Source organism: Methylibium sp. Pch-M (assembly GCF_004136295.1).
In the GTDB taxonomy this organism is placed as follows: Bacteria; Pseudomonadota; Gammaproteobacteria; order Burkholderiales; family Burkholderiaceae_C; genus Methylibium; species Methylibium petroleiphilum.
The window spans coordinates 149636-164294 of the sequence record NZ_CP029606.1; the positions used below are offsets into that span (position 1 = coordinate 149636).

Genomic DNA, 14659 nt, shown 5'->3' on the forward strand with positions numbered 1-14659 from the left:
TTTTTATTGGTGCGGCGACTTTCCTTCGTCGCGTCAGCGATGCGTCTTGGCTGCGATGCGGGTACGCAGATCGGCCAGCGCTGTCAGCGCGGCCTCGCGCCCGGCCAGCACCGACAGTCGGCGGGCGCCGAAATCGGCGCCTGACACGCCCTGCAGCTTGGGACGCATCACCACGTCGGCCTCGCGCAACTGGTACTGGCCAAGGTTGCGGCCCATGATCGCGAAGGTCTGCAGCAACATCTTGAGAGCGTCGCCGGTCGGCTGGCCCTCGGTGGCTGCGGAGATGTCCACCGCGATGACCAATTCGGCCCCCATCTGCCGGGCGAACTGGACCGGCACCGGCGCGACCAGACCGCCGTCGACGTATTCGCGGGCACCGATGCGGACCGGCTGGAACACCGCCGGCACCGCGCTCGACGCCCGCACCGCGACGCCCGGGTCGCCGCGCTGGAACAGGATGGCTTCGCCGCTTGCCAGATCGGTGGCGACGATGCCGAGCGGCAGCTTCATGGTCTCGATCTGCCGGCCGTCGGTGTGCTCACGCACGTAGCGCGCCAGGCCCTCGCCACGCAGCAGGCCGCGCCCGGGATACATCCAGTCGGTCAGGGCCGATTCATCCATGCTCTCGGCCAGCGCGCCGAGTTCGGCGCCACTGTGGCCGGCCGCCCACAGGGCCGCCACCAGGCTGCCGGCCGAAGTGCCGACCACGAGGTCGGGCCGGATCCCCTGCTCCTCCAGCACCTGGATCACGCCGATGTGGGCGAAGCCGCGGGCCGCGCCGCCACCGAGCGCGAGGCCGATGCGTGGCGGGCGGGGCGGTGGCAACGGGGCAGCCACGGTGGGCGGCACGGGAGCCGTGGCGGGTGGCGCTGTCGTCGAGCAGCCGGCCAGCGCCAGCAGCCCCCCCGCGCCGGCGAGCAGGCGCCGCCGCCGGTGCGAGACGGGCAGGTTGTCAGACATCAAACCGGCTCGATCCAAGATTCCTTATTCCTCTGACGGATAAGCAACTCATTTATCTGTTGTTCGCATTTGCTCATGCGGTCCCTACAGTTCGACACTGCCGCATTTTTGCGGCAGTGCAACAGGCATTCATGGACTTCATCGCGGTGTTGATCGGTTTCGGCGTAGGCGCCATTGTCGGCATGACCGGCGTCGGCGGCGGTTCGCTGATGACGCCGCTGATGCTGGGCGTGTTCGGGCTGCCGCCGGCGGTGGCCATCGGGACCGATCTCTGGTTCGCCGGGCTGACGAAGATCTCGGGTTCCATCGCCCATTGGCGGCAGCAGCACATCGACAACGACATCCTGAAGCAGTTGCTGATGGGCAGCATCCCGGCGGCGCTGGCGACGATCGCCCTGATGCACGCGACCGGCGTCACCAAGGCCTGGGCCAGCGCCCTGACTCTGGCGCTCGGCATCGCCCTGCTCATCACCGCGGTCACGGTGGCCTACCGGCAGGCCTGGCATGCGGTCGGCCTGAAGCTGGAGCGCTGGCTGCCGCAGGAGCGCAAGGCGGCCTGGACGGTGGCCTCGGGCGTCGTGCTGGGTGTGCTGGTCTCGCTGAGCTCGATCGGTGCGGGCGCGATCGGCGCCACCCTGATCCTGTTGCTTCACCCGCGCATCGAGACCCGCCGGCTGGTCGGCACCGACATCGCGCACGCCGTGCCGCTGACGCTGGTCGCGGGCATCGGACACGCCACGCTGGGCCATGTGGACTGGCTCCTGCTGGTCACGCTGCTGGTCGGCTCGATCCCCGGCATCTGGGTCGGCGCCCAGCTCACCCGCAAGTTGCCCGACCGGCTGGTCCGCGGATTTCTCTGCACCGCGCTGGTCACCGCCGGTGTGAAGGTCATTTACTGAACCTCGATGGTTTGACAGACGAACGATGTACCAATACACCCCCTTCGACCGCGCCTTCGTGCACCAGCGCGCCGCGCAATTCCGGGACCAGCTCGAGCGCAACCGCGCCGGCACGCTGGGTGACGACGAGTTCCGTCCGCTGCGGCTGCAAAACGGCTGGTACATCCAGCGCCATGCGCCGATGCTGCGCGTGGCGGTTCCCTACGGCGAGCTGAGCAGCCGCCAGCTGCGCCAGCTGGCGCGGATTGCCCGCGAGTTCGACCGCGGCTATGCGCACTTCACCACGCGCCAGAACGTCCAGTACAACTGGATCCCGCTCGAGCGGAGCGCCGACGTGATGGACCTGCTGGCCGACGTCGACATGCACGGCATCCAGACCAGCGGCAACTGCATCCGCAACACCACCAGCGACGCGCTGGCCGGCGTGGCGCCGGACGAGATCGTCGACCCGCGGCCCTATTGCGAGATCCTGCGGCAGTGGACCACGCTGCATCCGGAGTTCGCCTTCCTGCCGCGCAAGTTCAAGATCGCCGTCACCGGTGCCATCGAGGACCGCGCCGCGACCGCCTGGCACGACATCGGCCTGCACCTGCACAAGAACGACGCCGGCGAGGTGGGCTTCCGCGTGCTGGTCGGCGGCGGCATGGGGCGCACCCCGATCCCCGGCGTGGTGATCCGCGAGTTCCTGCCCTGGCACCAGATCCTCGTCTTCATCGAGGCGATCGTGCGCGTCTACAACCGCTACGGCCGGCGCGACAACATGTACAAGGCGCGCATCAAGATCCTGGTCAAGGCCGAGGGCGAGCGCTTCATCGAACAGGTGGGCAAGGAGTTCGAGGCCATCCTGAGCCGCGACGTCGACGGCGATGCGCAATTGATCCCGCAGTCCGAGCTGGACCGCGTGTCGGCCTGCTTCGTGCTGCCCGACGGCGTTGTCGCCCACGCGAGCGCCGGGGACGGTGCCCCGGCCGACGCCCCCGTGGCCTACCGCAAGTGGCTGGAGCGCAACGTGCACGGCCACCGGCTCGCCGGCTATCGCGCGGTCACGCTGTCCGTCAAGCGCGCCGGTCAGGCGCCGGGCGATGCCACCGACAAGCAGCTCGACCTGGCCGCCGACCTGGCCGACCGCTACTCGCATGGCGAGACGCGAGTCACGCACGACCAGAACCTGCTGCTGCCCTGGGTGCGCGAGGAAGACCTGTACGCACTGTGGCAGGCCGCACGCGACGCTGCCTACGCCACGCCCAACATCGGCCTGCTGAGCGACATGATCGCCTGCCCCGGCGGCGACTTCTGCGGCCTGGCCAACGCGCGCTCGATCCCGGTGGCCGAGCAGATCACCGAGCGCTTTGCCGACATCGATGAGCTCTACGACATCGGCGACATCGACCTGCACATCAGCGGCTGCATCAACTCCTGCGGTCACCACCACAGCGGCCACATCGGCATCCTCGGCGTCGACAAGGACGGCGCCGAGTGGTACCAGGTCACGCTGGGCGGCTCCGACGGCTCGGCCTTGAGTGGCGGCTTGGCCTCGGCGGTGCCGGGCAAGGTGATCGGCCCGTCGTTCGCGGCCGACGAGGTGGCCGACGCCGTCGAGGCGGTGATCGAGACCTACCGGGGCCAGCGCGCCGCGAACGAGCGCTTCATCGACACCGTGCGGCGCGTCGGTCTCGAGCCCTTCAAGACCGCCGCCAACGCGGTGCGCCGCAGCACGGCGAAGGTGGCCGCATGAAGTTCATCGACATCCATCGCGATGCCTGGCGCACCGTCGGCGGCGAGGACGGCCCGATGGTCACCATCACGCCGGCTCCGCAGCGCCTGCTGACGCTGACCCAATGGCACGGCGTGCGCAGCGTGTGGCCGGCGGACCTGCCGGTCGGCGTGATCGTGCCGAACGACACCGACATCGAGGAACTGGAGGGCGACCTGCCGCGGCTGGCGCTGGTGGCGCTGCAGTTCCCGAAGTGGGTGGACGGCCGCGCCTACACGCAGGCCCGGCTGCTGCGTTCGCGCTATCGCTTCACGGGCGAGGTGCGCGCCACCGGCGACGTGCTGGTGGACATGATGCCGCTGCTGGCCCGCACCGGCTTCGACGCCGTGGCGCTGCGCGGCGACCAGTCCGTCGAGGTGGCCGAGCGTGCGCTCGGATTCTTCCGCGGCCATTACCAGGGCGACGCGCGCGACAACCACCCGCTGTTCGCGCTGCCGGCGGCGGCCGTCGAGGCCCTCGTCGCCGAACCGGCGCAGGAGTTCGTCGGCCAGGGAGCGGCGATATGAGCGCGATCGCGCTGTATGCGCGGGCCACCGAAGGCTTCGAGGCGCGCGTGGCGCAAGCCGTGGAGCGGCTGCGCGACGCGGCGGCCGAGCACGCCGGGCGCATCGTGCAGGCCACCAGCCTCGGCGCGGAAGACATGGTGATCACCGACCTGATCGCCCGCCACGCGCTGCCGATCGCGATCGGCACGCTCGAGACCGGCAAGCTGCACGCCGAGACCAGCGCGCTGATCGACCGCATCGAGCAGCACTACGGCCTGGCGGTCGAGGTCTACCGCCCGAAGAACGAGGCGGTGATCGAATTCGTGCGCGCCAACGGCGAGGAGGCCATGTATCGGAGCCTCGCATTGCGCAAGGGCTGCTGCGGCATCCGCAAGCTCGAGCCGCTGTCGCGCATGCTGGCCGAGCGCGGTGCCTGGATCACCGGCCTGCGCCGAGAGCAGTCCGACGCGCGCGGCGAGGTGCCGTTCCGCGACCACGACGACGCCGGCCGCCTGAAGCTCAACGCACTGGCCGACTGGAGTTGGGCCGACGTGTGGCACTACATCGAGCGCCACCAGGTGCCCTACAACCCGCTGCACGACCAGTTCATGCCCAGCATCGGCTGCGCACCCTGCACCCGTGCGATCGCCGTGGGCGAACCCTTCCGCGCCGGCCGCTGGTGGTGGGAGGACGAGACCGCCAAGGAATGCGGCCTGCACGTCCATCAGGAAGCGGCCGCGGTCTCCGCGATCGGAGCTCCCCAATGAATGCGCCCTTCGACATGAACCAACTGCTGCCCGAAATCGATCACCGACATCTCGATGCGCTCGAGGAAGAGGCCATCTTCATCCTGCGCGAGGTCGCCGGCGCCTTCGAGCGCCCGGCCCTGCTGTTCTCGAGCGGCAAGGACTCCTGCGTCGTGCTGCGCCTGGCCGAGAAGGCCTTCAAGATGCGCAGGCAGGGCAACGAGTTCGAGGGCCGCCTGCCCTTCCCGCTGCTGCACGTCGATACCGGCCACAACTTCCCCGAGGTCATCGAGTTCCGCGACCGCCGCATCGCCGAGATGGGCGAGCGCCTGGTCGTGGGCCACCTCGAGGACTCCATCCAGCGCGGCACGATCCGCCTGTCGCACCCGCTGGAGTCGCGCAACGGCCACCAGACCGTGACGCTGCTCGAGGCGATCGAGGAGCACCGCTTCGACTGCCTGATCGGCGGCGCCCGCCGCGACGAGGAGAAGGCGCGCGCCAAGGAACGCATCTTCAGCCACCGCGACAGCTTCGGCCAATGGCAGCCGAAGGAGCAGCGCCCGGAGCTCTGGAGCCTGTTCAACACGCGCATCAAGCCGGGCGAACACTTCCGCGCGTTCCCGATCAGCAACTGGACCGAACTCGATGTGTGGCTCTACATCGCCCGCGAGAACATCCCGCTGCCGAACCTGTACTTCGCACACCAGCGTCAGGTGATCCGCCGCAAGGGACTGCTGGTGCCGCTGACCGACGTGACGCCGCCCGAGGCCGGCGAGACGGTGGAGGAAGCGCTGGTGCGCTTCCGCACCGTGGGTGACATGACCTGCACCTGCCCGGTCGAGAGCCCGGCCGCCAGCGCGGCCGAGATCGTGGCCGAGACGCTCACCGTCACGGTCAGCGAGCGCGGCGCGACGCGCATGGACGACCGCACTTCCGACGCCTCGATGGAACGGCGCAAGAAGGAAGGCTACTTCTGAACACCATGAACGACGAACTCCAACACCGCGCGCTGCGCTTCCTGACCGCCGGCTCCGTCGACGACGGCAAGAGCACGCTGATCGGCCGCCTGCTCTACGACAGCCGCGCCATCCTGGCCGACCAGCTCGACGCGCTCGAGAAGCGCGCCGCCGGCAGCGCGATCGACCTGTCGCTGCTGACCGACGGGCTCGAGGCCGAGCGCGAACAGGGCATCACGATCGACGTGGCCTACCGCTACTTCGCCACGCGCCAGCGCAAGTTCATCATCGCCGACGCGCCGGGCCACGAGCAGTACACGCGCAACATGGTCACCGCTGCCGCCGGCAGCGACGCCGCGGTGGTGCTGGTCGACATCACCAAGCTCGACTGGCGTTCGAAGCCCGTGCAGCTGCTGCCGCAGACGCGCCGCCACTCGCTGCTCGCGCAGCTGCTGCGCGTGCCGAGCATCGTGTTCGCGATCAACAAGCTCGACGCGATCGACGCCGACGCCGAGGAGGCCTTCGCCGCAGTGAGCGAGGCGTTGAACCATTTCGCGACCCAGGCCGGCATCGTGACGGCGGGCATCGTGCCGGTCTCGGCGCTGCGCGGCGACAACGCCACGGTGCGCTCGGCCGTCTGGCACTGGTACAGCGGCCCCACGCTGCTGGAGCTGCTGCACACGCTGCCCGCCACCGACGAGCGCCATGACGGCGCCCTGCTGATCCCGGTGCAATACGTCGCCAAGCAGGGCGAACAGGGCACCGGCCACCAGCCGCGCACGGCGTGGGGCCGCATCGCCCACGGCAGCGTGCGCGCCGGCGACACGGTGCAGGTGTTCCCGAGCGGCCAGACCGCCGTCGTGGCCGAGGTGCGCCACGCCGGCGCGGTGGTCGAGGCCTGCGAGGCCGGCCAGTCGGCGGGCCTGGTGCTCGACCGCCAGCTCGACATCTCGCGCGGCGACTGGATCGCCAGTGCCGCGCCGCTGCAGACGACGCGGCAATTCGCCGCCACGCTGGCCTGGCTCGACACCGAGCCGGCGCAGGTCGGCCGCAAGTACTGGCTGCGCCACGGTCATCGCTGGGTGCAGGCGCGCATCACGGCCATCGACAGCCGGCGCGACATCCACACGCTGGAAGACACCGACGCGCACGAACTCGCCGTCAACGAGATCGGCCAGGTGCAGATCGAGGCGCAGGCGCCACTGCCGGTGGAGGCCTATGCGGCCAACCGCATCGGCGGTGCGCTGATCATCGTCGACCCGGCCAGCAACCGCACCAGCGGCGCGCTGCTGGTCGCCGCGGCGGCCTGACGTGGCCGGCGTGATGGACAGCGGTCTCCCGCCCGTCGTCTTCATCGGTGCCGGCCCGGGCGCGGCCGACCTGATCACCGTGCGCGGTGCGCGCCGCCTGGCCGAGGCCGAGGTGGTGCTGTTCGACGCGCTCACCGATCCGGCCTTGCGCGAACTGGCGCCGCAGGCACGTTGGATCGACGTCGGCAAGCGCGGCTTCTGCCATGCGACCGGCCAGACACGCATCAATGCCCTGCTGGTCAAGTTCGCCGGCCAGGGCCTGCGCGTCGTGCGTCTCAAGGGCGGCGACCCCAGCGTGTTCGGCCGCCTGGAAGAAGAACTGCTGGCACTGGCGGCCGAGGGGCTGACCGCTGAAGTGGTGCCCGGCGTCACCGCCGCCATTGCCGCTGCAGCGGCAACGCAACGCCCCTTGACGCGCCGCGGCAGCGGCCGCAGTGTCAGCCTCAGCACGGCCATGACGCGTGCCGGCGAACTGCAGGCCACCCGCAGCGCGGACACCGAGGTGTTCTACATGGCAGGACGCCAGCTCGCCGCGCTGGCCCGTCGCCTGCGCGACGCCGGCTGGCCGGCCGAGACGCCGGTCTGCGTGGTCTCGCGCGCCGGCTGTACCGACCAGTTGAGCAGCGATCATCGGGTCGCCACCCTGGCGGAAGCCAGCGTACTGCACAGCGGCCGACCCGCCGTGGTGACGGTCGGTGTCGGGGCCGCGGCCCTGCCGCACGTCGCCGCGCGGCAGGCCCTGCGGACGCGAGACCCCGCCTGCGTCCCGGCGACCCGTTCCGTGAAAACCCCGAACCCTTAAAATCGTGTGCTTTGCGTCGTTCGACGCCGTCCCTCACCCACCCCGAACCGCCATGACCCACGTCGTCACCGAAGCCTGCATCCGCTGCAAATACACCGACTGCGTCGACGTCTGCCCGGTGGATTGCTTCCGCGAAGGCCCGAATTTCCTGGTGATCGACCCCGACGAGTGCATCGACTGCGCCGTCTGCATCCCCGAGTGCCCGGTCAATGCGATCCTGCCCGAGGAAGACGTGCCCGGCGACCAGCAGCAGTTCATCGCGATCAACGTCGAGCTGTCGAAGAAGTGGCCGAGCATCACGAAGCGCAAGACCGCCCTGCCCGATGCCGACGACTGGAAAGACCGCACCGACAAGCTCGGCGAACTGATCCGCTGACCGAATCCACCTTGCCTTTCCTCATGGACCCGCAAATCAACCCCGCCATCACCGCCACCGCGAACAGCCACGACGGCCCGATCGAGACCGACGCGGTCATCGTCGGCGCCGGCCCGGTCGGCCTGTTCCAGGTGTTCGAACTCGGCCTGCTCGAGATCAAGGCCCACATCATCGATTCGCTCGCCTACCCGGGCGGCCAGTGCATCGAGCTCTATCCGGACAAGCCGATCTACGACATCCCCGCCGTGCCGGTGTGCACCGGCAAGGAACTCACCGACAACCTGCTCAAGCAGATCGAGCCCTTCGGCGCCACCTTCCACCTGGGCCAGGAAGTCACGCTGGTGAACAAGCGCGATGACGGTCGCTTCGACCTCGAGACCAGCAAGGGCACGCGCTTCATCACCAAGACCATCTTCATCGCCGGCGGCGTGGGTTCGTTCCAGCCGCGGCTGCTGAAGGTCGACGGGCTCGACCAGTTCGACGGCAGCCAGCTGCACTATCGCGTGCGCAACCCGAGCGCCTTCGCCGGCAAGAACCTGGTGATCGTGGGCGGCGGTGATTCGGCGCTCGACTGGACGCTGAACTTCGTCCAGGACGGCCCGAACAAGGCCGAGAGCGTGATCCTCGTGCACCGCCGCGACGGCTTCAAGGCCGCACCGGCCTCGGTCGCGAAGATGAAGGAACTGTGCGACGCCTACGAGATGCAGTTCATCGTTGGCCAGGTCACCGGCTTCGAGGCGGCCGAAGGCCAGCTCCGCAGCGTGAAGGTGACCGGCGGCGACGGCGTGACCCGCGTGGTGCCGCTCGACATGCTGCTGGTGTTCTTCGGCCTGAGCCCCAAGCTGGGCCCGATCGCCGAGTGGGGCCTGAACATCGAGCGCAAGCAGGTCGTGGTCGACACCGAGAAGTTCGAGACCAATGTCCCGGGCATCTTCGCGGTCGGCGACATCAATGTCTACCCGGGCAAGAAGAAGCTCATCCTCTCGGGCTTCCACGAGGCCGCGCTGGCCGCTTTCGGCGCCGCGCCCTACATCTTTCCCGAGAAGCGCATCCACCTGCAGTACACCACCACCAGCCCGAAGCTCCACAAGGTGCTGGGCGTGGAAACGCCGGTGTTCGACTGAGCACTTCCATCGCGCCGCATCAGGAGCCCGCCGCGTGCGGGCTCTTTCTTTTTCGGCGGCTGCCGATCGGCGCGTCATAATCCGTACTGCATCGCGCAGCACCGCGCGACGCCAGCTAGGGGTGTTGACCCGCTCTCGCAAGAGGCCGGGCTCGACTGAGAAAGTCCCTTCGAACCTGATTGAGGTAATCCTCGCGCAGGGAAGCGATCTTCGGTGTGCCGCGCCCCGCCCTGTGGGGCGCGTCCACCTTGCGGAACCGCCGCCCTGCCGTCGCATTGGAAGCACGATGGCAACGTCTCGACCGTTCACACTCACCCACGTGGCACTCGCCACGCTGGCCAGCACCGCGACCGCCCAGGCGGCTGACGATGCAGCGACTCCGCTGCCCACGGTCAGCATCTCGGCGCCCCGCGAAGGCAACCGCGCCGAACTCACCGGCTTCGGCGACATCCCGCTGACGCGCAGCCCGCTGCAGGCGCGCGTGATCGGCGAGGTGCAACTTCAGGATGCGGGGGCGCAGAACCTGCGCGCGCTGACCCGCCTCGACGCCAGCGTCAGCGACGCGTACAACAGCGTGGGCTACTGGGACTCGCTCACGGTGCGCGGCTATGTGCTCGACCAGCGCTACAACTACCGGCGCGACGGGCTGCCGATCAACGCCGAGACGGCCATCGCGCTCGACAACAAGTCGCGCATCGAACTGCTGAAGGGCACCAGCGGCATCCAGGCCGGCACCAGCGCGCCGGGCGGCCTGGCGAACCTCGTCGTCAAGCGCCCCGATGTCGAGGTGCGCAGCGCCACGCTGGCCTGGCGCGGCGCGAACAGCGTGCTCGGCGCGGTGGATCTGGGCACCCGCTTCGGCGACAACCGGGCCTTCGGTGTGCGCGTCAACGCCGCGGTCGAGCACCTCGACCCCGAACTGCGCGCCGCGAAGGGCAAGCGCCACCTGTTCGCACTGGCGGGCGACTGGCGCCCCATGCCCGGCACCCTGATCGAGGCCGAAGTCGAGACCAGCCGCCGCTCGCAGCCCAGCCAGCCGGCGTTCAGCCTGCTCGGTGACCGCGTGCCCAGCGCGAACCGCATCGATCCGCGCATCAACCTGAACAACCAGCCGTGGTCTCAGCCGGTGGTGCTGGAAGGACAGACCGCCAGCCTGCGCCTGACGCAGCGATTGAACGCCGACTGGAGCGCCCAGGCGCACTACGGCACGCAGCGGCTCCACACCGACGACCGCCTGGCCTTTCCCTACGGCTGCGACGCCGAGGGCAACTACGACCGCTACTGCAGCGACGGCAGCTTCGACCTCTACGACTTCCGCAGCGAGAACGAGCGCCGCGTCACCAACGCGCTCGATCTGTCGCTGCAGGGCCGCTTCGCCACTGCCGGCTTCGAACACCAACTGACGACCGGCGTCTTGTTCACACGCTTCAAGGCACGCCTCGAACAGCAGATCTACACCTACGCCGGGGTGGGCAGCATCGACGGCAGCGCCGTCACGCCACCGGGCCCGGCGGACCTGAGCGACAACACGGATCGCACGGAGCGCAACACCGAGCTCTACCTGCGCGACGTGATCCAGCTCACCCCCGCGCTCAGCACCTGGCTCGGCCTGCGCCACACGCGCCTGCACCGCGACACGCTCACCACCTCGGGCACCGAGGCCACCGGCTACGGCCAGAACGTCACCACGCCGTGGATCGCGCTCAACTATGAGTGGCAGCCCGGACTGATGAGCTACGTGAGCTGGGGCCAGGGCATCGAATCGCAGGTCGTGCCGAACCGGCCGCTCAGCTACAGCAACCCTGGGCAAGCGCTCCCCGCGCTGAAGAGCCGGCAGCTCGAGGTCGGCCTCAAGGGCCGCACGGAGCAGCTGAACTGGAACCTGACGGCCTTCGACATCGACCGGCCCGTCTACGCGCGCATCGGCGCCGTGGTGCCCAGCCCGCTGCAGCGCGACGGCAGCGCCCGGCACCGCGGCCTCGAAGCCGGCGTCGAGGCCCGCACGGGCGCCTGGACCTGGGCGGCCAGCGCGATGCTGCTGCACGCCGAGCGCACCGACAGCGCCGACCCCGCGGTCGACGGCCAGCGCCCGCCCAACGTGCCCGAGCGCGTCTTCAAGCTGCAGACCGACTACGCGGTGGCCGGCCTGGCCGGCCTGGCCGGCCTGAGCCTGCAGGGCGGCATCGTCGCCGAGAGCGACCGCACGCTGCTGCCGAACGACGGCGCAACGCGCATTCCCGGCTGGGCACGCGTCGACCTCGGTGCACGCTATGCCCAGAAGATCGACACGCGCACGCTGGTGTGGCGCATCGGCGTCGACAACGTTCTCGATCGGCGCGCCTGGCAGGAATCGCCCTACCAGTTCGAGCACGCCTACCTCTACCCCATGGCACCGCGCACCTGGCGCGTCTCGCTCAGCGCGGACTTGTGAGCACGACAGCGAAGCCGCTATAATCTGCGGCTCAATTCCTCGATAGCTCAGTCGGTAGAGCGCCGGACTGTTAATCCGTAGGTCCCTGGTTCGAGCCCAGGTCGGGGAGCCAAGAAAAGCAAGGCCTCGCACGCAAGTGCGGGGCTTTTTGCTTTGCGGGGCCGGTCAGCGCCGCTGCGGCTGCGCCGCCACTTCCCTGAGGTTCACGGCAATCTCGAAGACGTGGATCGGGTTGCCGTCCGGATCGCGCCCCTTGGGTTCGATCGCGCGCACGTTCTCGATCTCGAATCCGCGTTCGTCGCGCAGCGTGAAGCCGCCCTGTCGGCCTGACTCGAGGGTCAGTGTCCAGGTTCTTATCGTCATGGGGTCTCCCCTCTATTCGCACCGTCCCGCTCCATCATAGGAGCGGCCCGAGACCGGGCGCGCAGCCGCCCCGCACATCGGGGAGCGGGCTTCCCCGCACTGCGACTAAGCTTGCCCCCTAGTCCCCGAAGCTGCGCCGCGCTGTGATCCCGGTCCTACGGCATGGCGCCGTCCTGTCCGACAGACGAGGCCGGCACCAGGGGCAAGACTCTGCAGCGGCGTCCGGCATGCGGCGCCGCGTTCCGCATCGCTCGATCCTCCACGGCAGCCGACACCGAGATCCCCTGATGGACCGACTGGCTCTTCCCTTGGGCACCCGCTTCGGCGAGATGGAAATCGTCCGTGTCTTGGCGGTCGGTGGCTTCGGCATCGTCTACCTCGCCCGCGACCACGCGCTGGATCGCGATGTAGCGATCAAGGAATTCCTGCCCTCTCACCTGGTCTGCCGTGGCGAGGGTTGCGAGGTCACGGTGCGCTCCCTCACCCACGCCACCACGTTCGCGCTCGCGCTGGAGTCCTTCGTCGACGAGGCCAAGCTGCTCGCCAGGTTCTCGCATCCCGCGATGGTCAAGGTCCACAGCAGCTGGAAGGCCAACGGCACGGCCTACATGGCCATGCCCTATCTTCGCGGACCCACGCTGTGGGAGCTGCGGCGCTCGATGACGCAAGCGCCCACCGAGATCTGGCTGCGCTCGATCGTCGACCCGCTGCTCGAGGCCTTGCAGCTGCTGCATGCCGAGCGCATCTACCACCGCGACGTGGCGCCCGACAACGTGATCCTGACGGGCGCCGGCCTCCCGGTCTTGCTCGACTTCGGCGCCGCGCGCCGACTGATCGGCGATCGAACGCAGCTCCTCACCGCCGTGGTCAAGCCGCACTACGCGCCGATCGAGCAGTACGCCGAAGCGACGCGGCTTCGCCAAGGCCCCTGGACCGATCTCTACGCCCTCTCGGCCCTGGTCGCCTTCCTGCTGGAGGGCAAGCCGCCGCCCGCGTCGACAGCGCGCTCGATCCACGACGACATGCACCGGCTCGCCGAGCGCCCGTTTCCCGGCCTCTCGCACGGCTTCCTGGCGGCCATCGACTGGGGGCTCGCCGTCCGGCCCGAAGACCGCCCGCAGGACGTGGCGACGTTCCGCCGCGCACTGGAGGGCGCGGCAGCGCCGCGTGCCCCGCACGGCGCACAGGAGCTGGTGGTCGCGGCAGAGCCCCCTCGGCCTCTGCGAGCCCCACCGGCGGCGGTGGCCGGGCTGCCGCCCGTGGCGCCCCGAAACACGCTGCAGCACTCTCGCCCCTGGTTCAGGCCCTCGCTGGCCAGCCTGAGCGTGCTGCTTCCGCTCGCGATGCTGTGGCCCTTGAGTTCGAACGAGAACAGCGAGCGAGCGAGCGCTGCCGCCGGGTCACCGGTCGTGGCCGCGGCAGCGCCGACCACGCTGCGCGCCGAGCCGCCGCCGGCGGCGGTTGACACCCCCACCACCGCATCGACAGGGCCCGCGGCCGAGGACGCCCGGCCCGCCGTCTCACCGCCGAAGAACGCCGACACGAAGCGCACCGAGACAGCCGCGAAACCACCGCAGAGTGCCAAGCGCAGCAGCCGGTCGCGTGTTGTCGCGGCCGGCCCGACCGAACTCTGTGCCGACCGCAATTTCTTCGTGAGGCCCTTCTGCGTTCACCGACGGTGCGAGGAGCCTCGCTTCACGAACCGCCTGGAGTGCCGGCAGCTCCGCGAGGCGGCCGAGACCCGACGCTTCTGACCGACCGGCGCCGATGCCGCCGCGTCACCCCGAACACGGGGTTGTCGACGGGAGGAGCGAGCGAGACCATGAGGGCTCTGCAACCTCCCCAGTGCCCGACATGGACACACCTGACCCTCTCAAGCCTTCGTCGCTGCCCGCTCACCGGACACTCGATGCACGCGAGGCGCTCTGGGCTGACCTGGTGCAGGACCTGACGGAACTTCACGCGCGACTCGAGTACCTGCGGCTATTGCTGAAGCTCGGGGTCGGTGGCGTTCAGCACTGACCTCCAGGCGGCCCGTCCAGGCCCAGCGCCGGGCGACCGCTCAGTCAACCGACGAGGAGCGAGACGAGCCCGAACAGCACGGCGGCCGTCGCCATGGTGCAAACGACGCGGCGACGGCGTATCGCGCTCACGACCGTGACCACCGGGTAGCGCCGGTCATAGCCGCGCCGGCCGTAGGGGTCGGGCGCATCACGGAAACCTTGACTTGCTCGCGCCCGAGTCGGCAGGCTGACGCTGGTGTCGAGTTCGTGGATCAAGGCCGTGGTGTCGACGGACGAGGCGCCACCGACCCGCGCCCCGGTGAACCAGGTTCCTGCCTCCGCCTCTGCCAGTGCAGCGGGGACCGTATCGGCAAAGTCCAACTCGGATTGCGACGTCTTCACGCTCCGATTCTGTCGGCCCGGCCGTCGG

The 14659-nt window shown here is 69.5% G+C and carries 15 protein-coding genes, 1 tRNA gene and 1 riboswitch; of the genes, 13 read left to right on the plus strand and 3 right to left on the minus strand.

Annotated features, from left to right (window positions below):
• Window positions 1–33: 33 nt before the first annotated feature.
• Window positions 34–960, minus strand: a complete 927-nt coding sequence (locus C1M51_RS00685) for a patatin-like phospholipase family protein (RefSeq protein WP_129447789.1) — start codon at window positions 958–960, stop codon at window positions 34–36.
• A 131-nt stretch (window positions 961–1091) separates the two neighbouring features.
• On the opposite strand from C1M51_RS00685, the gene C1M51_RS00690 reads away from it, so the two are divergent.
• The 11 genes from C1M51_RS00690 (at window position 1092) to C1M51_RS00740 (ending at window position 11975) form a co-directional block, all read left to right on the plus strand.
• Window positions 1092–1859 carry a sulfite exporter TauE/SafE family protein gene (locus C1M51_RS00690; protein WP_129447790.1) on the plus strand — a complete coding sequence of 256 codons (768 nt, stop codon included), beginning with the start codon at window positions 1092–1094 and terminating at the stop codon, window positions 1857–1859.
• 25 nt (window positions 1860–1884) lie between these two features.
• Window positions 1885–3594, plus strand: a complete 1710-nt coding sequence (locus C1M51_RS00695; RefSeq protein ID WP_129447791.1) for a nitrite/sulfite reductase — start codon at window positions 1885–1887, stop codon at window positions 3592–3594.
• Entirely contained in the window at window positions 3591–4139 is a 549-nt protein-coding gene (locus C1M51_RS00700) for a DUF934 domain-containing protein (protein WP_129447792.1), read from the plus strand. Before C1M51_RS00695 ends, C1M51_RS00700 begins: the two co-directional genes overlap by 4 nt.
• Window positions 4136–4885 carry a phosphoadenylyl-sulfate reductase gene (locus tag C1M51_RS00705; RefSeq protein ID WP_129447793.1) on the plus strand — a complete coding sequence of 250 codons (750 nt, stop codon included), beginning with the start codon at window positions 4136–4138 and terminating at the stop codon, window positions 4883–4885. Before C1M51_RS00700 ends, C1M51_RS00705 begins: the two co-directional genes overlap by 4 nt.
• Window positions 4882–5841 (plus strand): sulfate adenylyltransferase subunit CysD, encoded by a 960-nt coding sequence (gene cysD / locus C1M51_RS00710; protein WP_129447794.1) that lies wholly within the window; start codon window positions 4882–4884, stop codon window positions 5839–5841. Before C1M51_RS00705 ends, cysD begins: the two co-directional genes overlap by 4 nt.
• A gap of 5 nt (window positions 5842–5846) precedes the next feature.
• Window positions 5847–7130 carry a sulfate adenylyltransferase subunit 1 gene (locus C1M51_RS00715; protein ID WP_129447795.1) on the plus strand — a complete coding sequence of 428 codons (1284 nt, stop codon included), beginning with the start codon at window positions 5847–5849 and terminating at the stop codon, window positions 7128–7130.
• Between the two features lie 13 nt (window positions 7131–7143).
• The gene (cobA, locus tag C1M51_RS00720; RefSeq protein ID WP_129447796.1) at window positions 7144–7932 is read left to right on the plus strand and encodes a uroporphyrinogen-III C-methyltransferase; all 789 of its coding nucleotides are present in this window, start codon (window positions 7144–7146) and stop codon (window positions 7930–7932) included.
• Between the two features lie 52 nt (window positions 7933–7984).
• On the plus strand, window positions 7985–8308 hold the full coding sequence (gene fdxA, locus C1M51_RS00725; RefSeq protein ID WP_011829096.1) for a ferredoxin FdxA: 324 nt from the start codon (window positions 7985–7987) through the stop codon (window positions 8306–8308).
• A 23-nt stretch (window positions 8309–8331) separates the two neighbouring features.
• On the plus strand, window positions 8332–9432 hold the full coding sequence (locus tag C1M51_RS00730) for an NAD(P)/FAD-dependent oxidoreductase (RefSeq protein WP_129447797.1): 1101 nt from the start codon (window positions 8332–8334) through the stop codon (window positions 9430–9432).
• A gap of 107 nt (window positions 9433–9539) precedes the next feature.
• Window positions 9540–9651, plus strand: a riboswitch (TPP riboswitch).
• 67 nt (window positions 9652–9718) lie between these two features.
• The gene (locus C1M51_RS00735) at window positions 9719–11863 is read left to right on the plus strand and encodes a TonB-dependent siderophore receptor (protein WP_129447798.1); all 2145 of its coding nucleotides are present in this window, start codon (window positions 9719–9721) and stop codon (window positions 11861–11863) included.
• A gap of 36 nt (window positions 11864–11899) precedes the next feature.
• Window positions 11900–11975 (plus strand) — tRNA-Asn (locus C1M51_RS00740).
• 53 nt (window positions 11976–12028) lie between these two features.
• On the opposite strand, the gene C1M51_RS00745 is transcribed toward C1M51_RS00740, so the two are convergent.
• Window positions 12029–12226, minus strand: coding sequence for a hypothetical protein (locus C1M51_RS00745; RefSeq protein ID WP_129447799.1), 198 nt, complete (start codon window positions 12224–12226; stop codon window positions 12029–12031).
• Between the two features lie 287 nt (window positions 12227–12513).
• Here C1M51_RS00745 and C1M51_RS00750 point away from each other — a divergent pair, with 287 nt between their 5' ends.
• Window positions 12514–13980, plus strand: coding sequence for a serine/threonine-protein kinase (locus C1M51_RS00750; protein ID WP_165349622.1), 1467 nt, complete (start codon window positions 12514–12516; stop codon window positions 13978–13980).
• A 100-nt stretch (window positions 13981–14080) separates the two neighbouring features.
• Window positions 14081–14248: a hypothetical protein gene (locus C1M51_RS18940; protein WP_162833819.1), complete on the plus strand. Its 168-nt coding sequence runs from the start codon at window positions 14081–14083 to the stop codon at window positions 14246–14248.
• Window positions 14249–14292: 44 nt separating this feature from the next.
• Here the strand turns inward: C1M51_RS18940 and C1M51_RS00755 are convergent, their stop codons facing one another.
• Window positions 14293–14631 carry a hypothetical protein gene (locus tag C1M51_RS00755; protein WP_129447801.1) on the minus strand — a complete coding sequence of 113 codons (339 nt, stop codon included), beginning with the start codon at window positions 14629–14631 and terminating at the stop codon, window positions 14293–14295.
• Window positions 14632–14659: the final 28 nt, after the last annotated feature.